Source organism: Arthrobacter cavernae, from assembly GCF_017368795.1.
GTDB classification, from domain to species: domain Bacteria; phylum Actinomycetota; class Actinomycetes; order Actinomycetales; family Micrococcaceae; genus Arthrobacter; species Arthrobacter cavernae.
On record NZ_JAFNLL010000007.1, the window covers coordinates 81,426 to 100,501 of the forward strand.

Below are 19,076 nucleotides of genomic sequence, written 5' to 3' on the forward strand. Positions count from 1 at the left end.
TGCGTTTAACTCCCGTTGTCTAGGGTCAGTTGCGACGCTCTCTCACTTTTGGCGGGTTTTTGGGCGACGCTCTCTCACTTTTGGCCTCACCACATCGAGCGCGAAAAGCCGGATGCAACGGCGGGGTCCAGCCATGCCGAGCTCAGTTCCCGTTTGATTGTCCTGATTGCCTTTGCGAAGCCGTCGGCCAGATCATCCTTGTCGAAGACGAGGACCGTCCAGCCTCCGGCTTCGAACGCCTTGTCCCGCCGCCGGTCCCTGAGCTGCTGTTCGGGCGCGAGGTGATGGCCGCCGTCGTACTGGATGGCCACCCGCCTGTGGCGGTATCCCAGATCCGCCGACGGTGACAGCGGGTCTGCCTCCCGCAGCCTGAGCTGAAGCTGGGGCTCGGGGACCCCGGCGTCGAGCATTGCCAGCCGAAGCAGGGTCTCCGGGCCCGAATCCGCTCCCACGCGCATGAGTTCCAGGGCTTCGCGGGCGCGGACGATTCCCTGCAGGTTCTTGTGCCGCTCCGTCAGTGCACGCAGTTCCTCGACCGTGGCAAACGGACTCTCACGGTCTTCAAACTCAGGCCGGGGCAGCCGGATCAACTCATCGCCCAGGCAGACAAGGTCTTTCAGCGGCAGCACCCGGGCCATGTCCAGCCACGTGCGTGGCCGCGTGCTGATGCGGATTCCTTCAACCGATTCGACTTCATCCTCAGCCGCGGCCAGGGTGTGCCCGATCACGCCTTTGCGGCGAACGCTCGGCAAGGAGCGCGGCTTGCTCAGATGCAGTTCCGTGGAGTCGGAGAGCCAGGGCGGAAGGCATGAGCTGCGAAGGCGCGCCGCCGTCACGTGCGAGATCCAGGCACCCGGAGTGGCTGCCGATAGCGCGCGGGCGGCCGCCTCAAGATCGAAATCCCAGTCAGCGGGACGGTACAGTCCGCGGCTGATGTGCTCGACGTCGGGCCGGAGGAGACGTTTCCTCGGGACGCCCTCCGCTGCGGCGTCCGTGAGTGTGAACGGGCCTGATGCCAAGGTGTCGGGAAGCGCGGTCTGCGTGTGCATACCCGCATTGTTCCTCAGAGCGGTCGTCCTCTGCAGAAGTTATCCACAGGTGAGAGAGCGTTGCTGAAAGGGGGCCTTAAAGGTGAGAGAGCGTTTGTTGGAAAGCCACCAAAGGTGAGAGAGCGTCCGGCCAGAACCGGTCAAAGGTGAGAGAGCGTCAGAACAGGCCGACCGGGTTGCCGTGCGCATCGACGTCCATGCGCATCGCGGCCGGCTCCTTGGGCAGTCCGGGCATGGTCATGACGGCACCGGTTAGCGCCACGATGAACCCCGCCCCGGTCTTGGGGATCAGCTCGCGCACATGCACGGTGAATCCCTTGGGCGCGCCCAGCTGCGAGGCGTCGTCGGTGAACGAATACTGCGTTTTGGCCATGCACACGGGCATCCCGGCCCAGCCGTTCTTCTGGATGTCCGCCAGCCGCCGGAGCGCCGGGACGGAGAATTCCACGCCGTCGGCACCGTAGATCTCCTGCACGATCGTCCGGATCTTGTCCTCCACAGACAGGTTCAGGGGATACAGGTGCCGGAAGTCCGACGGCGCTGCCACCGCGGCGGCGACCTTCGCCGCGAGCTCATCGCCGCCGTCGCCCCCGCCACCGCGGCCCCAGACGTCGGCGACCGCAGCCTGCACGCCCTCCCGGGCGCACCAGGCAAGCAGCCATTCCAGCTCTTCGGGCGTATCCGTGGCGAACTTGTTGATGGCCACCACCGGCGCGATGCCGAACTTCTGAACGTTGTGCACGTGCCGCTGCAGATTCGCGACGCCGGCGGCCAGCGCTTCGACGTTCGGCTCCTTGAGCTGGTCCTTCGGGACGCCGCCGTGCATTTTGAGGGCCCGGATCGTCGCCACCACCACGACGGCGGACGGGGCCACGTCCGCGATCCGTGCCTTGATGTCCATGTACTTTTCGGCGCCGAGGTCCGCACCGAATCCTGCCTCCGTGACCACGATGTCGGCCAGTTGCTGCGCCGTCCGGGTGGCGATGAGGGAGTTGCAGCCGTGCGCGATGTTCGCGAACGGGCCGCCGTGGACCAGGGCGGCCGTTCCGGCGATGGTCTGGACGAGGTTCGGTTTGAGGGCGTCCTTGAGGAGCATGGTCAACGCGCCCTGAACGCCCAGATCGGCCACCGTGACCGGCTGGCGGTCGTAGCTGTAGCCCAAAGTGATGCGGCCCAGGCGCTCGCGAAGATCGTTCAGGTCCGTGGCCAGGCAGAAGACGGCCATGATCTCGGAGGCCGCCGTGATGTCGAAACTATCCTGGCGAGGTACCCCCTGTGCCGGTCCGCCGAGGCCAATGATGACTTCGCGCAGCGAGCGGTCATTCATGTCCAGGACGCGCTTGAACGTCATGCGCCGCGGATCGAGGTTGAGCTCGTTGCCCTGGAAAATGTGGTTGTCCACGAGGGCCATCAGCGCGTTGTTGGCCGAGGTGATCGCGTGGAAGTCGCCGGTGAAATGCAGGTTGATCTCGTCCATGGGCAGGACCTGGGAGTAGCCGCCACCCGCCGCACCGCCCTTCATGCCCAGGATGGGACCCAGGGACGGTTCGCGCAGCGCGATCATGACCTTGTGGCCCGCGCGTGCCAGGGAATCGGCCAGTCCCACCGTGGTGGTGGATTTCCCCTCGCCTGCGGGGGTGGGGGACATGGCAGAGACGAGGACTACCTTGCCGGCGGGCTTTCCCGCGGGGAGCCGCAGCCGGGCGGGATCGATTTTCGCCTTGTACCGCCCGTACAGCTCCACGGCATCGGCATTGATCCCGGCTCGCTCTGCGACTTCCCCGATGGGCAGAATGGCGGCCTTTTGCGCGATCTCAAGATCGGTGAGGACCTTGTTTTCAGACATCGATGTCCTTCGGCTCTGTGCGGAACACTGTGCGCGACAATCTATCAGTCGAAGATTCAGCGGTGAGAGAGCGTTGGGCCAAAACGGCTCAAAGGTGAGAGAGGGTTGGGCCAAACGGCCCCAAAGGTGAGAGAGCGTTTAGGCGGGCGGGACCAGCAGGCCGCCGAGGGACGCGTGGTAGCTGTCCAGGGTGATGGCAGCGGTCCGCGACCAGCCGAAGGCCTCCGCGTGTACGGCGGCGGCGCGGCCCATGTCTTCGCGGGTCTGGGGATCGTCATAGAGGGCTTCGAGGGCGTCCGCCCAGTCCAGGGGATCGTGCCCCTCCACCAGCATGCCCGTCCGGCCGTCGGCGATGGCCCGGGACAACCCTCCCACGTTCGTTGCCACCACGGGTGTCCCGCATGCCTGCGCCTCCAGCGCCACCAGCCCGAAGGATTCGCTGTAGGACGGCATTACTACGACGTCGGCCGAACGGAACCAGCCCGAGAGCTCTGCCGCGTTCACCGGCGGGCGGTGCGTCACGACGTCGTCGAGCCCGGCGTCGGAAATGAAGTGCTGCAGATTGAAGTCCTTGGCACCGCTCAGGGCGCCCAGGATGGTCAGCTCGAGATCAATGTCCGGGCGGCGCCGGCGCAGGAGCCCAGCCGCCTCGACGAAGATCTGCGGACCCTTGAGTCGCTGGATCCGCCCGGCAAACAGCAGATGGAAGCTGCCCGGACGAACTCCGAGAGCGGCACGGGAACGGGCCCGGAAGGCGGGGGCAAACACCGCGAGGTCCACGCCGGGGGGAGCGACGTCGATGCGGTCGAAATCGGCATTGTAGTGCGAGACCAGTTCCTGGGCCTCGGCCGGCGTGTTGGCCACGAGGCGCGCGGCACCGTCCACGATCCTCTGTTCGCCGTCTTCGCGCCGCCGGGGCTCGGGGAGCTCGCCGGAATGCAGCACCAGGTTCTTGACCTTGGCCATGGTGTGCATGGTGTGGATGAGCGGCACATTCCACAGTTCGGAAAGCTCCAGCCCGGCGAGGCCGGAAACCCAGTAGTGCGAATGAATGGCGTCGTAGCGGCCGTGCGGCTGGTGCTGCCGGATTCTTTCGATTTCGGCCACCATGTTGTGCAGGAGTTCCGGCAGTTCTTCCTTGGGCAGCTTCCGCGGCGGCCCGGCCAGGACATTGTGGACGCACACCCCGGGGCCGGGATGCTCGACGGCGGGCTGCTCCGCGGACGTGGAACGCGTGAAGATCTCCACCTCCACGCCGGCGTCGGCCAGCGCCATGGCCAGGGCCCGGACGTACACGTTCATGCCGCCGGCATCACCGGAGCCGGGCTGTTCCATCGGCGAAGTATGGAGGGACAGGAACGCCACACGACGGATCAATGACACCGTATTCTCTCCTGTCTTTCCGCCGGTCCACGGCACTGCTGCTACGCAGAAAACACTACTCCTGCCTGCCTGCCGCCAGCCCCCAAACGGCCAGGATGTGAGCAACGCTGCTACCGTGGCGGCTGTGAGCGCAACAGAAAACACCACCGCAGCCAGGGCCACCGCCCCCTTCGACATCCGGGAAGCAACCGCCGCGGACTGGCCCGGGATCTGGGCCGTCCTGGAACCGGTGCTGCGTACCGGCGAGACCTTCACCTGGGACCGCGACACCACGGAGGAACAGGCCCGCGCCAAATGGATGAAGGAAGCCCCCGGCCAGACCTTCGTGGCGGTCCGCGACGGCGTGGTGCTGGGCACCGGCGAATTCCACGCCAACCAGGGCGGCGGCGGGAGCCATGTTGCCAACGCCGGCTACATGGTCGGTGCCGCCTACAGTGGGCAGGGCATCGCCCGGGCATTGTGTGCCTACTCCCTGGACGCCGCCCGTGCCACAGGCTTCCGCGCCATGCAGTTCAACGCCGTGGTGGAAAGCAACACCACGGCCGTGTGGCTCTGGCAGTCCATGCTTCCGGATCCTCGCAACCGTCCCGGAGGCCTTCAACCACCCCGAGATCGGCTACGTGGGGCTGCACGTCATGTACCAGAAGCTCTAGGCCGAACCCCGCTCTAAACAGGATCCCGCCACAGCCCGCGCAGCCCGGAAAACGCGGCCTCGTAGCCGGCCAGCAGCTTGGCGGCCAGATCCTCCGAACCGATGAGCGGGTGCCCTGCGAACGCCTGCAGGGCGGCCCCACGGTCGCCGTTGCCTGCTGCCCGGATGGTGAGCCGTTCCGTGTCCTTGACCCGCCGCATCAGGGTCAGGAACTGCCCGGCCGGCCGCGACTGCGGAAGCGGCAGCGCGCCGTCAGGCGCCACCGTGCAGGGGACCTCGACGACGGCGTCCCCCGGCAGCCCGGGAACGGCCACGTCTGCGTCGCCCGGCACAGCCACGGGGGAGTTGGGCGTGTTGAGGATCAGTTGGGCGGTGCCGCCCCCGGCCAGGGCGCGCATGACGGCGAGGGCCACACGCTCGTAGCCGCCGCCGGCCAGGTCTTCCTCGTCGCGGTCCTCGCCCTGGCCCCGGGCCTCGGCCAGATAGCCCTCCTCGCGAGAGCGCCGTGCCGCGTCCCACAAGCGGTACGCCGGCCCGCCGGAAGCGCCGCCGTCGTGAGCACCGCCGCCGGGCACGCCTTCCGGCCCGGAGACCCCGGCCAGCCGCGGGTACAGCACCGCCTGCTGCGCGTGGATCGAGGCGCCGCGGGTTTCACCCATGGCGCGGATCGCTGCCGTGGCGCGGGCGGTCTCGTAGTAGTAGTACAGGTATTCATTCGGCAGGCAGCCCAGGCGCTGCAGCAGCGGTCCGCCGAACAGCCGGCCTTCCTCGAAGGTGGCCAAGCGGGTTTCGTCGGCCAGTAGCCCTGGGAGCGCGTCCTTGCCTGACACCTGCAGCCGGTAGAGCCAGCCGAGGTGGTTCAGCCCGAAGTAGCCCACGCCGTCGAGCACCCCCTCCGCGAGCGGCACCCCGGCCGCCTTCGCCGCCCGCTGCACCAGCCCGCTCGCCGAATCGCAGATGCCGATCACCCTGCGCCCCAGCACCGGGACCAGGGCCTCGGTGACCATGCCAGCAGGGTTGGTGAAATTGATGAGCCAGGCGTCCGGGCAGTGATCGCGCATGGCCCGGGCCAGTTCCAGCATGGGCGGGATGGAGCGCAGCGCGTAGGAGATGCCGCCGGCACCGGTGGTTTCCTGACCCAGGAGGCCCAGGTTCAGGGCAACGCGCTCGTCGGCCACGCGCCCGGCCGTGCCGCCCGGCCTGATGGCCGCGAACACCATGTCCGTGCCGGCCAGCGCCTGCGAAAGTTCAGAGGACACCACGACGGCGGGACGCCCGGCGGCGGGGCCCGGCATGTCCCGCAGTACCGCCCCAATGGCGCCCAGGCGGCCGGGGTCGACGTCGTAGAGCACGAGCTCGCCGAGCAGCCCGGCGAAGGGGCCGGCGCAGAGCGCACGGTAGACGAGGGGAACCCGGAATCCGCCGCCGCCGGCGATCATGAGCCGCATGCCCCGAGTCTATGCACGTGCGCCGCCGCAGCGTAGTGTGCCGTGCATGGACGCGATGCCCCAGGGACGCTTCGATCCTCTCTCCGCCGTGCGCACGGCCGGTGCGGGGGACTGCGACCTGCTCCTGGCCGGAACCGTGTTCCAGGACATCATCTTCACCGGGCTGCCGCACCCGCCGGAGCCCGGCACCGAGGTGTGGAGCGAGGGAATGGGCAGCTGCCCCGGCGGCGTGGCCAACCAGGCGATCGCCGCCTCCCGGCTGGGCCTGCGCACCAGCCTCGCGGCCGCCTTCGGGGACGACGGCTACGGCGACTACAACTGGCGGATCCTGGAAAGCCAGGAACATGTGGACCTGTCGCTGTCCCGACGCGTTCCCGGCTGGCATTCACCCGTGACGGTGTCCATGTGCGTCAACCAGGACCGCTCCATGGTGACCCACGGCCACCCCGCCCCGCTGAATGCCTCCGAGCTGATCGGGACGCCGCCCAAGGCGCTCGCCGCCGTCGCGGACCTGGGCGAACAGCTCGAGCCGTGGACCCTGGCCGCCGCCACGGCCGGCACCAAACTGTTCGGGGTGGTGGGCTGGGACCCCAGCGAGGAGTGGTCCGAGGGCCGGCTGGAGCAGCTCACGCACTTCCACGCGTTCATGCCCAACGCACCCGAGGCCATGGCCTTCACCGGCACCTCCGATCCCTGGGCCGCCCTCTATTCGCTCGCGGACCGGGTTCCGGTGGCCGTGGTGACCCTGGGTGCGCAGGGATCCATGGCGGTCGACTCCGAAACTGGGGAGGAAGAGTGGGTGCCGTCCTTGCCCGTGGCGGCCTATGATCCCACCGGGGCCGGGGACTGCTTCGATGCGGCGTTCATCGTGGGATGCCTGGCCGGCTGGACCCTGGGGGACAGGCTGCGCTTCGCGAACCTCTGCGCCTCGCTGGCCGTGCAGGAGGTGGGCGGCTCGCTGGCGGCCCCCGGCTGGGGCGACATCGCCGACTGGTGGCAGCGCGTCAACGCCCGGAAGGAACGCCAGGCCAGTCAATGGCTCCGGCGGTTCGCCTTCCTGGAGCCGATCGTGCAGGACATTCCGAAGGAAGCGCCGCGGCGGGCCTCCGCCACCATCGCGCACCTGTCGGATGCCTGACGGGACGCGTGAGGGATTGGTTGGCGGGCCCAGCGGAAAGTGCTCATGTGCGGCCGTGCTTTCTTAGTAGGCTGAATCCCACACGTGATGGCAGAGGAGGCTGGGATGGCCCAGACGGCGGTGACCCAGGCGACGGTGGCCGAGGTGATGGCCGAGCTGGCCGGGCTCGAGGACCCGAAGATGCGCGAGGCGAACGAGAAGCGCGGCGACGACCACGGGGTGAACCTGTCCGCTCTGCGCGCTGTCGCCAAGCGGCCCAAGACACAGCAGGAACTCGCGCGCGAGCTCTGGGCGACGAACGACACCGCGGCAAGGTTGCTGGCGATCCTGCTCTGCAGGCCGAAGGCCTTCGAGCGCGGGGAACTGGACACCATGCTGCGCGAGGCGCGCGCCCCCAAGGTGCACGACTGGCTGGTGAACTACGTGGTGAAGAAGAGCCCGCATGCCGAGGAACTGCGCGTAGCCTGGACAGCGGACCAGGATCCGGTGCTCGCGAGCGCCGGATGGGCTCTGACGAGCGAACGGGTGGCCAAGAAGCCCGAGGGACTCGACCTCGCAGGACTGCTGGACACCATCGAAGCGGAAATGAAAGACGCCCCGGACCGGCTGCAGTGGGCCATGAACCACACACTGGCCTTCATCGGGATCGAGCACGCCGGGCACCGCGCCCGGGCACTCGACATCGGTGAGCGCCACGAAGTGCTCAAGGACTATCCGACGCCGCCGAACTGCACCTCGCCGTTCGCGCCCATCTGGATCACCGAGATGGTGCGCCGGCAGCACGCTGGGTAGGATGCCCGCCATCGGCGAAGGGCCCGGTTATCCCCTCTCCGCGGGCAGCACTAGAATCTCTAAGGTGACTTACGAAGCAGCTGCAAGTGCCGCACCGGAGACCAAAGCCCCCGTCCTGGAGCGCTCGGCCGTCATCGACCTCGAGGCCATCCGGCACAATGTGCGCCAGTTCGTTGCCATCGCATCGCCCGCCAAGGTCATGGCCGTCGTCAAGGCGGACGCCTACGGGCACGGCGCCGTGCAGGTGGCCCGTGCGGCACTGGACGCCGGCGCCAGCTGGCTCGGCACCGCCCACATTTCCGAAGCCCTCGCCCTGCGCGCCGCGGGCATCGACGCACCCCTCCTGGCCTGGCTGCACACCAAGGAAAGCAACTTCGCAGCGGCAGTCGCCGCCGGCGTCGACGTCGGGATCTCCGGCTGGGAGCTCGACGCCGTGGTGGCGGCAGCGCGCCAGCAGGAACGCCCGGCGCGCGTGCACCTGAAGGTGGACACCGGGCTGGGCCGCAACGGCTCCACGATCGCCGGCTGGGACCAGCTGGTGGGCGAAGCCATGGAGTACCAGGACGAAGGCCTCCTGCGCGTGGTGGGCATCTTCTCCCACTTTGCCGTGGCGGACGAGCCGCACCGGCCCGAAACGGACGAACAGATCGCCCTCTTCCGGGAAGCCGTGGCCATTGCCGCGGACGCCGGGGTGGATACCGAGGTGCGGCACATTGCCAACACCCCGGCCACTCTGTCCCGCCCGGACGCGCACTTTGACCTCGTCCGCGTGGGCCTGGGCCTCTATGGGCTCTCGCCGTTCGCGGAGCAGAGCTCCCAGGAGCTGGGCCTGCATCCGGCCATGACCGTGCGCACCTTGCTGTCCAACTGCAAAGCCGTCGACGCCGGGCAGGGCGTCTCCTACGGACTGAACTACCGCACTACGGCAGAGAGCACCCTGGGCCTGGTCCCGCTGGGCTATGCCGACGGGGTGCCGCGCATCGCCACCGGCGGCCCGGTCCGGATCAACGGAGTCACGTACCCGGTGGTGGGCAGGATCGCGATGGACCAGATGGTGGTGGACCTCGGCCCGCTGGATCCGGACACGGCCCGCAGCCTGCTCGGCGCGGAGGTCGTGATGTTCGGCGACGGCGCCGACGGCGGCCCGACGGCGGACGACTGGGCAGCCGCGGCCGGCACCAACAACTACGAGATCGTCACCCGCATCAGCTCCCGCGTGCCGCGCAGCTACGTCAACGAGATCCCCTCCGACGCCGCCGCTGCAGTCCCGGCGGAAGCCGGAACGGACACACCGTGAGCGGCTCCGTCCCGGATTCGACGGCACCGGACGGCGCGCTCTGGGAGCGCACGCTCACGGTCACGACGGCGGAGCAGACGCACGCGCTCGGGGCCGCGCTCGCCGCGGTGCTGGAGCCCGGCGACCTCCTGGTGCTGACCGGCGAGCTCGGTGCCGGCAAGACGACGTTCACGCAGGGGCTCGGCGAGGGCCTGGGAGTGCGCGCCGGCATCATCTCGCCCACCTTCGTGCTGGTCCGCATCCACCCCAACCTCCCCGGTGGCCCGCGCCCGGGCGGCCCGGACTTGGTGCACGTGGACGCCTACCGGCTTGGCTCATCCGCCGAAATCGACGACATCGACCTCGAAAACACCATGGACAGTTCCGTGACCGTGGTGGAGTGGGGTCGCGACCGAGTGGAGCACCTTTCGGACAGCCGCCTGGACATCCAGCTGCACCGTTCAGTGGGCGGTGAGTCCCGTGACCTGTCACCCGCGCTGGAGCCGCAGCCGGACGCCGTCCTGGACTTCGACACCGAGGACGACGACGAGCCCCGCACCATCGTGGTCCGCGGCTACGGCCCGCGCTGGGCCGACGCCCCCGCCATCCTGGGACCTGCACCCCGTGAAGAGGACGCCTGATGCTCATCCTGGCCATTGACACTTCGGCCGTGGCAAGCGCCGCACTGATTTCCGACGACGCCATGGAAGGCGTAGTGGAGGCCTTCGCCACGGAAGACACCCGCAGCCACGCGGAAGTCCTGGCCCCCGGCATCGAACAGCTCCTCGCCGACGCCGGTGTGACGGGAGCGGACATCGACGTGATCGTGACCGGCGTCGGCCCAGGTCCCTTCACCGGGCTCCGCTCCGGCATCGCCACCGCCCGCACCTTGGCCTTCGTCTGGGGCAAGCCGCTGTACGGCCTCATGAGCCTGGACGCCATCGCCCTGGAAGTCGCCGAATCCACCGCGGCGGAAGCCGAGTTCATCGTGGCCACGGACGCCCGGCGCAAAGAGGTCTACTGGGCCCGTTACACCCTGGCCGAGGGCCAGCTTCCGCGGCTCGTGGACGGCCCGCACGTGGGCTTTGCCTCGGAGCTTCCGGAGCTGCCGGTCTACGGTGCAGGCGCAGGCCTCTACGCCGATGTGGTCCGGGCCCATCCGGACTTCGCCGCCACCCAGCCGGATGCTGCGTCGCTGGGCCAGTTCGCCCTGGCCCGTCTCACGGCGGGGGATGCCTTGCTCGACTCCACTCCTCTGTACCTGCGGGAATCGGATGCCCAGGTGCCCGGTCCCAGAAAGCGTGCCCTGTGAAGCTCTCACCAAAGCTCGAACTGGCGGGTGTCACTCTGCGGGACATGACCGCGGCCGATGTTCCCGCCGTCGAGGTCCTGGAACGCCGGCTGTTCCCCGTGGACGCCTGGCCGCTGCAGATGTTCCTTGACGAAATCGCCCAAGCCGGCACCCGCCGCTACGTCGTCGCCGAGGCCGGAGGAGAGATCGTGGCCTACGCGGGCCTGATGTGCATCGAACCCATCGCGGACGTCCAGACGATCGCCGTCGTGCCTGAATTCGAAGGCAAAGGCATCGGCTCGGCAATCCTCACGGAACTGATCGACGAAGCCCGGCGGCGCCGCGCTCAGGACGTCCTGCTGGAAGTCCGGGCCGACAACCCCCGCGCGCAGCAGCTGTACCTGCGCTTCGGCTTCGAGCAGATCCATGTGCGCCCCCGCTACTACCGCGACGGCACGGACGCCCTGATCATGAGGCTGCAATTGAAGGAGCCCGGCGCGTGAGCACCAGCAACTACAAGGACCCGCTCGTCCTGGGGATCGAATCCTCCTGCGACGAAACCGGCGTCGGGATTGTCCGCGGCACCACCCTGCTGACCAACACGGTCTCGTCCTCCATGGACGAGCACGTCCGCTTCGGCGGGGTCATCCCGGAGATCGCCTCGCGGGCGCACCTGGACGCCTTTGTGCCCACCCTCCAGGAGTCCCTGCACGAAGCCGGCGTCACCCTAGACGAGATCGACGCCATCGCCGTGACCTCGGGGCCGGGCCTGGCCGGGGCCCTCATGGTGGGCGTCTGCGCCGCCAAGGCCCTCGCCGTCGCCACGGGCAAGCCCCTCTACGCGATCAACCACCTGGTGGCGCATGTGGGCGTCGGGCTGCTGGACCGGAACCCCGACGGCGGAACTGCCGCGGGCGGCGCCGCAGGACTCGGCGAAGGCGGACGCCTCCCGGACAACCTCGGCGCCCTGCTGGTCTCCGGCGGCCACACCGAGATCCTGCGGATCCGCAGCATCACGGACGATGTGGAGTTGCTTGGCTCCACGATCGACGACGCCGCCGGCGAAGCCTACGACAAAGTGGCCCGGATCCTGGAGCTCGGCTACCCGGGTGGTCCGGCCATCGACAAATTGGCCAGGCAGGGCAATGCGAAGTCCATCCGCTTCCCGCGTGGCCTGTCCCAGCCCAAGTACATGGGCACGGCCGAAGAGCCCGGCCCGCACCGCTACGACTGGTCCTTCAGCGGGCTGAAGACGGCTGTGGCCCGGTGCGTGGAGCAGTTCGAGGCCCGCGGCGAGGAGGTCCCCGTGGCCGACATCGCCGCTGCGTTCCAGGAGGCTGTGGTGGACGTGATCTCGGCCAAGGCCGTGCTCGCGTGCAAGGAAAACGGCATCACCGACGTGCTGCTGGGCGGCGGCGTGGCGGCCAACTCGCGGCTCCGCGAACTGACCGGCCAGCGCTGCACCTCTGCGGGGATCCGCCTGCACGTGCCGCCGCTGGAGCTGTGCACGGACAACGGGGCCATGGTGGCGGCGCTCGGTGCCCAGCTGATCATGGCCGGAATCGGCCCCAGCGGGGTAGCGTTCGCTCCGGACTCCTCCATGCCCGTCACCACCGTGTCCGTGCAGGCTGACGCCGGCTAAGGGCGGCCTTCAGCGGTGCGGTGCCGGTTCGGCCCACGGACGCCACGGTGGCCGTTACCCCTTTGCCCGTTGATCGATTCAGGCAGTTGGTGACGGGCGGGATCCCGTGGCGTAGGATTCGGTACTCGGAACGCCACAATCAGTCAGAAGGTGGGAACCATGCAGCTTGACGAGGTCGTCGGCCGGTTTCATCAAACGCTGAATGAGTTTGCTAAAGGAGACCCGGAACCCGCCAAGGCCATTTTCTCCCACGGCGAGGATGGGTCCCTTGCGAATCCCTGGGGTCCTCCGGTTGTGGGCTGGGATCGGGTATCCAAGGCCCTCGATTCAGCCGCTGCCCGGTTCAAGGATGGACGTGTCACTGCTGTTGATGGCCTCACCAGACACGTCACTTCCGATCTCGCCGTCTTCCTCGACATAGAACATTGGCAGGCCAAGCTTGGAGGAGGAGACGAAATATCGCAGTTTGATTTGCGTGTAACGAGCGTTTATCGCCCCGAGGGCGACACGTGGGCACTGGTGCATCGCCATGCAGACCCGGTCATCACACCGCGTCTCCCGGACGCTGTCCTGCATAACTAGCCCGTGGGCCCCTGGCGCATCTGCTGCACGAGGTCCATGACCACGGCCTGCAGGTCGCCGCTGTGCTCGGCGGCGACGCGGCGCTGGCGCTGGTAGCTGGCTCCGCGGGCGATGATCTTTTCGACGTCGGCCAGTTCGGCTGAGCAGCCCAGCTTCGCGGCAACGGGGGCCAGCCGCTGGACGGTTTCGGCGAGGTGCTCCGTGACCAGCTGCTCCTTGCCGTGGGCGTCGAGGATGATGATGGCCTCCAAGCCGTACCTGGCCGCACGCCACTTGTTCTCCTGAACGTGCCACGGCGGCATGGTGGGGATGGTGCCGCCGGCGTCCAGGATCGAGGAGAACTCATCCACGAGGCACTGGGTGAGGGCCGCGATGGCGCCCACTTCCTCGAGCGTGGCCAGGCCGTCGCAGATACGCATTTCAATGGTGCCCAGGTCCGGGACCGGGCGGATGTCCCAGCGGATTTCCGAGGTGGCATCGATGACACCCGTGGTGAACATGTCCTGAACATAGGATTCGTACGCTTCCCAGGTGTCGAACTGGAACGGCAGGCCGGCGGTGGGAAGCTGCTGGAACATCAGCGCGCGCTGGGACGCGTAGCCTGTCTCCTCGCCGGCCCAGAACGGGCTGGAGGCGGAGAGCGCCTGGAAATGCGGGAAGTAGTTGACCAGCCCGTCCAGGATGGGCAGCACCTTGCTCTTCTTGTCGATGCCCACGTGGACGTGCACGCCGTAGATGACCATCTGCCGTCCCCACCACTGGGTGCGTTCGATGAGCTTGGCGTAGCGTTCCTTGTCCGTGACCGGCTGGAGGAGCGGTGGGCTGAAGGGGTGGCTGCCGGCGCTGAAGAGCTCCACACCCATGGGGTCGGTGACTTCGCGGACTGCCGCGAGGGAACGGCTCAGGTCTTCCTTGGCGTCCTTGACGGTTTCGCATACACCCGTGACCAGTTCAACGGTGTTCAGCAGAAGTTCGCGCTTGATGTGCGGATGTTCGTCGTCCTCATTGAGGTCGGGGTGGGCTGCTGCCACACCGCGCAAGACTTCGTTGGCGACGGAGACCAGTTCACCGGTACGTGCGTTGACGAGCGCCAGCTCCCATTCCACACCCAGTGTCGATTGCCTGGATGGCGCAAAGTCAATCTGCACGTGGTCCCCTCGTTATTCTTCTGAACCGGACATGGCGCCCCGCTGTGGGGCCGTCAGCGGATGGCTCAAGTCTAGTGCAGGGGTAGCATCGCATTGATGGCACCGTTCCTTTCCCCGCGTCATGGCCGGCGGCCGCTGGCCGCGGCCCTGATGCTCGCCCTTCCGGCGTGCACAGCCGAACAGCCCGACGGCGGCAGCACCCCCTTGGCGTCCGACGCCGGAGCCGCCATGGGGGCCGAACTCGCCGGCCTGGGCTTCACGATTGACTTCGCCCCGGACGCCGACGTGACCATCGGGCCGCAGGATCCCACCATCGGCTCACGTTCCATGGACGGCGACCCGGACGCCGTCGGGCGGCTGAGTACCGCGTTCGGGCAGGGGCTGCTGGAATCCGGCGTGCTGCCCGTGAGCAAGCACTTCCCCGGCCATGGCTCGGTGACCGTGGATTCGCACAAGTCCCTCCCCGTACAGAATGATTCCGTGGCCGAACTGCAGGCAAGGGATTGGAAACCGTTCGAACAGGCCGTCACGGCAGGGCTGCCGATGATCATGATGGGCCACATTGCCGTGCCTGGCCTGGAACCGGACGTGCCGGCCTCGGTCTCCAAAGCCGGCTATGCTGCGCTCCGCGGCCTCGGCTTCGCGGGCGTCGCCGTGACCGACGCGATGAACATGGCCGCCATCGAAGAGCAATACACGGACGATTCCGCGGCGCTGGCCCTTGCAGCTGGCGCGGACCTGGTCCTCATGCCTGGGGACGTGGTTCGGGCCCATGCCGGAATCCTGGCCGCCGTCGGCTCGGGCGCCTTGCCGGCCGCCCGCCTGGACGAAGCAGCCCGCCGCGTGGCCACCATGGTGCTCTGGCGGGCCAGGGTGATGCCGAAGCCCGCCGGGGCCGCCCCAGGCACTGGAATGGCCGTGTCACGGGCCGTCTCGGCTGCGGCGGTGACGGTCCTTGACGGGCCTTGTTCCGACCCCCTCATCGGCAGTTCCGTTTCGCTGGCCGGCGGGTCCGCCTTGGAAAGGGCGCGGTTCACCGCCGCGGCCGGCCGGGCCGGAACCAGCGTGGGCCGCGGCCCGCTCGTGGTGCTGGCCGGCTACGGCAGCGGCCCGGTCTCGGGACAGATCGCTGTGTCGCTCGATGCCCCCTGGCCGCTCGCAGGATCCTCCGCACCCAGCAAGACCGCTCTCCATGGGAATTCCCCCGGGGCCTTCGACGTCCTGCTGGCCGTGCTCACCGGCCAGGCGACGGCACCGGGGAAGCTGCCGGCCGCCGTCGGGCCCTATCCGCCGGGCAAGGGGTGCCCTTAGGCGAGCAGTATCCAAAGTCATTTGCTAATGAGAATTGTTTGCATTTAGACTCTGTGAATGCATCTTTCCGTCGTCAGCTCCCTTGACAGCCAGTGCCGTGAGGTCGCCACCGCGCGCCTGGGCCCTACGCACAGCAATTCGGTGGTGGTCCTGCATGACCTCCTGGACGGATCGCTGGTCCTGCGCCGCGTCTACCGCGACGGCGAGCTCCTGGAACGGAGCGAAACCATGCTGGAGCACGGCTGCCTCAGTTGCACCGTCCGCCTGGATGTTGTCCCGACGGCGGAGCGGCTGGCCGCCTGCGGCCACGACCACATCGTCCTGGGCCTGCCCCCGGGAGTCTCCGTGGACATGGCGGTGGCTGAACTGCGCCGCGGACTGGACCGGCCCGCCGTGATCGACAACGCCGTGCTTGCGATCGACCCCGCCGAACTCGAGGACCACATCTGGGACCGGCACACCCTCTATGAATCCGGCTTCACCTCCATGCCCGAGGACGAGCGCACCAGCGGGGAATTCCTGATCGGCGAATTCGGGCACGTGGACACGGTCATGATCCAGCCCGGACTTGGCGCCGAACTGGGCGGCGGACCGCAGTCCGGGGCCTGGGACCACGGCGTGGAGTTGTGCGGCCAGCTGGCTCCGCACGCCGCGGTGTCCGGCGTGCACGATGACTTCCGGCCGGGCTGCTACGACAGTGGTGAGGCCCACGCTCGGACCCGCCGGGGCGCCGTCCGTGTACCGCTCGACGCCGGCGCGGGGACCTTCCGTACCGTGCTCCACAAAGTGGAGCGACCCTTGCACCCGGGCCGTTTCCGCGAGGCCCTGCCGCAGTTGGCCGCAGGTTCGCACTGGCTCCGTGGCCGGCTGTGGATCGCCTCGGCAGCCACCACCCGGATCGCCGTCCAGGGGATCGGGCCCCGCGTCTGGCTGGAAGGCACCGGGCAGTGGCTTGCCGACGCCGGGCATGACCCCCGCAGCGGCACCCTACCGGCGTCCGACGTCGACGCCGCGCTGGACTGGCACCCCACCTTCGGCGACCGCGGGACCGTGCTGGCCGTGACCGGGCGCGGTGAGGATGTCGATCCCCGCGAGATCCGCGGCCTGCTGGACGGCTGCCAGCTCAGCGATGCGGAAATGCGGCTCGACTTCAGCAAACTCGAGGACCCGCTCGGGCTCGAAACCGGCCTGTAGACCCAAGATCCACTACCAAAGGAGAAACCATGAAAGTCAGGAATTCGCTGCGCGCCCTCAAGAAGATCCCAGGCGCCCAAATCGTGCGCCGCAGGGGCCGCACCTTCGTCATCAACAAGAAGAACCCGCGCATGAAGGCCCGGCAGGGCTGAGCGAGGGGGATTGCCGGGCGTAGCGGCCGGAGGCGCATAAATATGACATATCTGGTGACTCTGGCCACGGCCACTGTTTAATGGAGCACATGCCCATTCTGAACAAAGACATGTCCCTGTGCATCTCGCTGGCAGCCAGGCCGAGCAATATCGGTACGAGGTTCCACAACTACCTCTACGATCTGCTCGGCCTCAACTTTGTCTACAAGGCATTCGCTCCCGCGGACATCACCCTGGCAGTGGCCGGCATCCGGGGTCTCCCCATCCGTGGTGCCGCCGTTTCCATGCCGTACAAGGAAGCGGTCATCCCCCTCGTGGATGTCATGGACCCCTCGGCCAAGGCGATCGACTCGGTGAACACCATCGTGAACCAGGATGGTGTGCTGACGGCGTACAACACCGACTACATCGCCATCGCCCGGCTCCTGCAGGACCACGCCGTGCCGCACGGCCACTCGGTGCTGCTGCGCGGTGCCGGCGGCATGGCCAAGGCGGTCGCAGCGGCCCTGCGCGACGCAGGGTTCACGGACGTCACCATCGTGGCCCGCAACGAGGGAACCGGCCGGGCGCTGGCGGACCTTTACGGCTTTGGCTGGCAGGCCGACGTCGAGGGTTCCACGGCAGATCTCATCATCAACGTGACACCGCTCGGCATGGCCGGTGCGGATGAAACGGCGCAGTCCTTCGACGACGCCACCGTGGCCGCCGCGCAGGTGGTGTTCGACGTCGTCGCGCTTCCCTCGGAGACGCCGCTTATCACGGCCGCCCGTGCAGCCGGCAAGCCGGTCATTACCGGGGCCGAGGTCATCGCGATCCAGGCGGAGGAGCAGTTCGTGCTCTACACCGGCGTCCGCCCCACTGCGGAGCAGGTCCGCGAAGCCTCCGAGTTCTCACGCAGCTAGTTTCCGCGGCAGGTGGCTCTACGCCGCCGCTGCCACCGGCTCCACCACAACAGCCACCCGCTCCTCGCCGATCCGCGTGAGGACCAGGGTGGCTGTTTTGCTTCCCCTCTTCCCTCCGGACTTTCCGCCGGGGAGCAGTTGCTTGCGCAGCTCCTCGGGTGTCACGGCGGTGCCGCGCTTCTTGATGTCCAGCACGCCCACGCCGTTGGCCTTGACCCAGGCCTTCAGCGCCTTGACGTTGTAGGGCATGACCTCGAGTACCTTGTAGGCCCGGGCAAAGGGCGTGTCCCGAAGCGCCGGGGCGCAGATGTAGGCGATGTGCTCGTCCACGAGGTGGCCGCCCAGCTGCAGCGCGACGTCGGCCACGAGCCCGGCGCGGATGACGGCGCCGTCGGGCTCGTAAAGGTAGCCCTCCACCGGCCCGACGTCGGGCAGCGGGCCGCCGCCGAAGTCCTCGCCGCTGGTGATCTCGGCGGCGCCGCGCGCCCCGATCACCAGGGCGGCCCGGCGCACGCCCGGACGTGCCACCGCATTGAACCAGAGGGCCACCTCTGTGACGTCGCCACCTACGGACATCCACTGGGCCTCGCAGCCGGCCGGAACCGAGTCATGCGGTATGCCCGGCCCCATTTTGACGCCCACGGCCCGGCCGGAAGCCGCCAGGGATTCCACATAGGACAGCGGGGGTGAGAAGTCCTCCGGATCCCAGATCCGCTTGGTGCCCGACGACGAGGTGGTGCGCCGCGCGGGATCCAGCCAGACGCCGTCGATCCCTTCCAAGGACACGGCCGTGGCATCCGCATGGACCACGGTGGCGTGCGGGAACGGCATGAGGTTGATTGTGGCGCAGGCGGCGGTGGCTTCGTCCAGCTCCACGGCGGTGACCTTGATATCCATGGACGCCAGCGCCATGGAATCGGCGCCGAGGCCGCACCCGAGGTCGGCAACGTGGCCGGTGCCGGCCTTGACGAAGCGCTCGGCGTGCCGGGCCGCGACATTCAGGCGCGTGGCCTGCTCAAGCCCGGCCTGCGTGAAGAGCATCTGCCGGGCGAACTCGCCGAATTTGGCCTCGGCGCGGGTCCGCAGCCGTGATTGCGTGAGCACGGCGGCCACGAGCTCGGGGGAGTGGCCGGCCTTCCGGAGGCCCGCGTTCACGCTGAAGGCCTCGCTCTCCCGGTAGGGCCCCAGGGAGGCGAGCAGTTCCCAGCCTTCACTTGTCAGAAGGTGGGCGATCTGGTCCTGGGGTGCGTCAGCCATGGGATCAAGCCTA

General features: G+C 68.3%; 19 protein-coding genes. 13 read left to right on the forward strand and 6 right to left on the reverse strand.

Going from position 1 to position 19,076, the window contains the following annotated elements; translation table 11 throughout:
• Nucleotides 1–86: 86 nt before the first annotated feature.
• The 3 genes from J1902_RS04420 to mshA form a co-directional block, all read right to left on the reverse strand.
• Complete coding sequence (locus J1902_RS04420; protein WP_207615037.1) at nt 87–1,049, reverse strand: DUF559 domain-containing protein; 963 nt, start codon at nt 1,047–1,049, stop codon at nt 87–89.
• 157 nt (nt 1,050–1,206) lie between these two features.
• On the reverse strand, nt 1,207–2,895 hold the full coding sequence (locus tag J1902_RS04425) for a formate--tetrahydrofolate ligase (protein WP_207615038.1): 1,689 nt from the start codon (nt 2,893–2,895) through the stop codon (nt 1,207–1,209).
• A 138-nt stretch (nt 2,896–3,033) separates the two neighbouring features.
• On the reverse strand, nt 3,034–4,278 hold the full coding sequence (gene mshA / locus J1902_RS04430; protein WP_207615039.1) for a D-inositol-3-phosphate glycosyltransferase: 1,245 nt from the start codon (nt 4,276–4,278) through the stop codon (nt 3,034–3,036).
• Between the two features lie 124 nt (nt 4,279–4,402).
• Between mshA and J1902_RS04435 the strand changes: the two genes are divergently transcribed.
• Complete coding sequence (locus tag J1902_RS04435) at nt 4,403–4,948, forward strand: GNAT family N-acetyltransferase (protein ID WP_307794365.1); 546 nt, start codon at nt 4,403–4,405, stop codon at nt 4,946–4,948.
• Here the strand turns inward: J1902_RS04435 and J1902_RS04440 are convergent.
• Entirely contained in the window at nt 4,945–6,378 is a 1,434-nt protein-coding gene (locus J1902_RS04440) for a family 4 glycosyl hydrolase (protein WP_207615040.1), read from the reverse strand. The genes J1902_RS04435 and J1902_RS04440 overlap by 4 nt on opposite strands.
• A 46-nt stretch (nt 6,379–6,424) precedes the next feature.
• Here J1902_RS04440 and J1902_RS04445 point away from each other — a divergent pair, with 46 nt between their 5' ends.
• From J1902_RS04445 to J1902_RS04480, 8 genes are all read left to right on the forward strand, one after another.
• Nucleotides 6,425–7,516: a carbohydrate kinase family protein gene (locus tag J1902_RS04445; RefSeq protein ID WP_207615041.1), complete on the forward strand. Its 1,092-nt coding sequence runs from the start codon at nt 6,425–6,427 to the stop codon at nt 7,514–7,516.
• Between the two features lie 87 nt (nt 7,517–7,603).
• Nucleotides 7,604–8,308, forward strand: a complete 705-nt coding sequence (locus J1902_RS04450; RefSeq protein WP_372434357.1) for a DNA alkylation repair protein — start codon at nt 7,604–7,606, stop codon at nt 8,306–8,308.
• 64 nt (nt 8,309–8,372) lie between these two features.
• Nucleotides 8,373–9,605 carry an alanine racemase gene (alr, locus tag J1902_RS04455; protein ID WP_307794366.1) on the forward strand — a complete coding sequence of 411 codons (1,233 nt, stop codon included), beginning with the start codon at nt 8,373–8,375 and terminating at the stop codon, nt 9,603–9,605.
• Nucleotides 9,602–10,225 (forward strand): tRNA (adenosine(37)-N6)-threonylcarbamoyltransferase complex ATPase subunit type 1 TsaE, encoded by a 624-nt coding sequence (gene tsaE / locus J1902_RS04460; RefSeq protein WP_207615043.1) that lies wholly within the window; start codon nt 9,602–9,604, stop codon nt 10,223–10,225. The genes alr and tsaE overlap by 4 nt, the downstream gene beginning before the upstream one ends.
• Entirely contained in the window at nt 10,225–10,896 is a 672-nt protein-coding gene (gene tsaB, locus J1902_RS04465; protein ID WP_207615044.1) for a tRNA (adenosine(37)-N6)-threonylcarbamoyltransferase complex dimerization subunit type 1 TsaB, read from the forward strand. Before tsaE ends, tsaB begins: the two co-directional genes overlap by 1 nt.
• The gene (gene rimI / locus J1902_RS04470; protein WP_207615045.1) at nt 10,893–11,378 is read left to right on the forward strand and encodes a ribosomal protein S18-alanine N-acetyltransferase; all 486 of its coding nucleotides are present in this window, start codon (nt 10,893–10,895) and stop codon (nt 11,376–11,378) included. The genes tsaB and rimI overlap by 4 nt, the downstream gene beginning before the upstream one ends.
• Nucleotides 11,375–12,517, forward strand: coding sequence for a tRNA (adenosine(37)-N6)-threonylcarbamoyltransferase complex transferase subunit TsaD (tsaD, locus tag J1902_RS04475; protein ID WP_207615046.1), 1,143 nt, complete (start codon nt 11,375–11,377; stop codon nt 12,515–12,517). Before rimI ends, tsaD begins: the two co-directional genes overlap by 4 nt.
• 159 nt (nt 12,518–12,676) lie before the next feature.
• Nucleotides 12,677–13,099 carry a YybH family protein gene (locus J1902_RS04480; protein WP_207615047.1) on the forward strand — a complete coding sequence of 141 codons (423 nt, stop codon included), beginning with the start codon at nt 12,677–12,679 and terminating at the stop codon, nt 13,097–13,099.
• Here the strand turns inward: J1902_RS04480 and J1902_RS04485 are convergent.
• The gene (locus J1902_RS04485; RefSeq protein WP_207615048.1) at nt 13,096–14,247 is read right to left on the reverse strand and encodes a glutamate--cysteine ligase; all 1,152 of its coding nucleotides are present in this window, start codon (nt 14,245–14,247) and stop codon (nt 13,096–13,098) included. The two genes, J1902_RS04480 and J1902_RS04485, sit on opposite strands and share 4 nt — an antisense overlap.
• A 96-nt stretch (nt 14,248–14,343) precedes the next feature.
• Here J1902_RS04485 and J1902_RS04490 point away from each other — a divergent pair, with 96 nt between their 5' ends.
• The 4 genes from J1902_RS04490 to J1902_RS04505 all read left to right on the forward strand — a co-directional run bounded on the left by J1902_RS04490 (nt 14,344) and on the right by J1902_RS04505 (nt 17,806).
• Nucleotides 14,344–15,558, forward strand: coding sequence for a glycoside hydrolase family 3 N-terminal domain-containing protein (locus tag J1902_RS04490; protein WP_207615049.1), 1,215 nt, complete (start codon nt 14,344–14,346; stop codon nt 15,556–15,558).
• A gap of 57 nt (nt 15,559–15,615) precedes the next feature.
• The gene (locus J1902_RS04495; protein WP_207615050.1) at nt 15,616–16,752 is read left to right on the forward strand and encodes a GTP-binding protein; all 1,137 of its coding nucleotides are present in this window, start codon (nt 15,616–15,618) and stop codon (nt 16,750–16,752) included.
• A gap of 29 nt (nt 16,753–16,781) precedes the next feature.
• Nucleotides 16,782–16,904, forward strand: a complete 123-nt coding sequence (ykgO, locus tag J1902_RS04500; RefSeq protein WP_011693081.1) for a type B 50S ribosomal protein L36 — start codon at nt 16,782–16,784, stop codon at nt 16,902–16,904.
• An 89-nt stretch (nt 16,905–16,993) separates the two neighbouring features.
• On the forward strand, nt 16,994–17,806 hold the full coding sequence (locus tag J1902_RS04505) for a shikimate 5-dehydrogenase (RefSeq protein WP_207615051.1): 813 nt from the start codon (nt 16,994–16,996) through the stop codon (nt 17,804–17,806).
• 18 nt (nt 17,807–17,824) lie between these two features.
• Here J1902_RS04505 and J1902_RS04510 read toward each other — a convergent pair whose 3' ends face one another.
• Nucleotides 17,825–19,063 (reverse strand): THUMP-like domain-containing protein, encoded by a 1,239-nt coding sequence (locus J1902_RS04510; protein ID WP_207615052.1) that lies wholly within the window; start codon nt 19,061–19,063, stop codon nt 17,825–17,827.
• Nucleotides 19,064–19,076: the final 13 nt, after the last annotated feature.

Excerpts from the sequence above, each read along its gene's own strand:
- J1902_RS04480 (WP_207615047.1), top strand. The coding sequence starts at position 12,677 with ATGCAGCTTGACGAGGTCGTCGGCCGGTTTCATCAAACGCTGAATGAG.
- J1902_RS04420 (WP_207615037.1), bottom strand. The coding sequence starts at position 1,049 with ATGCACACGCAGACCGCGCTTCCCGACACCTTGGCATCAGGCCCGTTC.
- J1902_RS04510 (WP_207615052.1), bottom strand. The coding sequence starts at position 19,063 with ATGGCTGACGCACCCCAGGACCAGATCGCCCACCTTCTGACAAGTGAA.
- J1902_RS04440 (WP_207615040.1), bottom strand. The coding sequence starts at position 6,378 with ATGCGGCTCATGATCGCCGGCGGCGGCGGATTCCGGGTTCCCCTCGTC.
- ykgO (WP_011693081.1), top strand. The coding sequence starts at position 16,782 with ATGAAAGTCAGGAATTCGCTGCGCGCCCTCAAGAAGATCCCAGGCGCC.
- J1902_RS04425 (WP_207615038.1), bottom strand. The coding sequence starts at position 2,895 with ATGTCTGAAAACAAGGTCCTCACCGATCTTGAGATCGCGCAAAAGGCC.
- J1902_RS04505 (WP_207615051.1), top strand. The coding sequence starts at position 16,994 with ATGCCCATTCTGAACAAAGACATGTCCCTGTGCATCTCGCTGGCAGCC.
- J1902_RS04450 (WP_372434357.1), top strand. The coding sequence starts at position 7,604 with ATGGCAGAGGAGGCTGGGATGGCCCAGACGGCGGTGACCCAGGCGACG.
- J1902_RS04495 (WP_207615050.1), top strand. The coding sequence starts at position 15,616 with ATGCATCTTTCCGTCGTCAGCTCCCTTGACAGCCAGTGCCGTGAGGTC.
- J1902_RS04445 (WP_207615041.1), top strand. The coding sequence starts at position 6,425 with ATGGACGCGATGCCCCAGGGACGCTTCGATCCTCTCTCCGCCGTGCGC.
- tsaB (WP_207615044.1), top strand. The coding sequence starts at position 10,225 with ATGCTCATCCTGGCCATTGACACTTCGGCCGTGGCAAGCGCCGCACTG.
- J1902_RS04490 (WP_207615049.1), top strand. The coding sequence starts at position 14,344 with ATGGCACCGTTCCTTTCCCCGCGTCATGGCCGGCGGCCGCTGGCCGCG.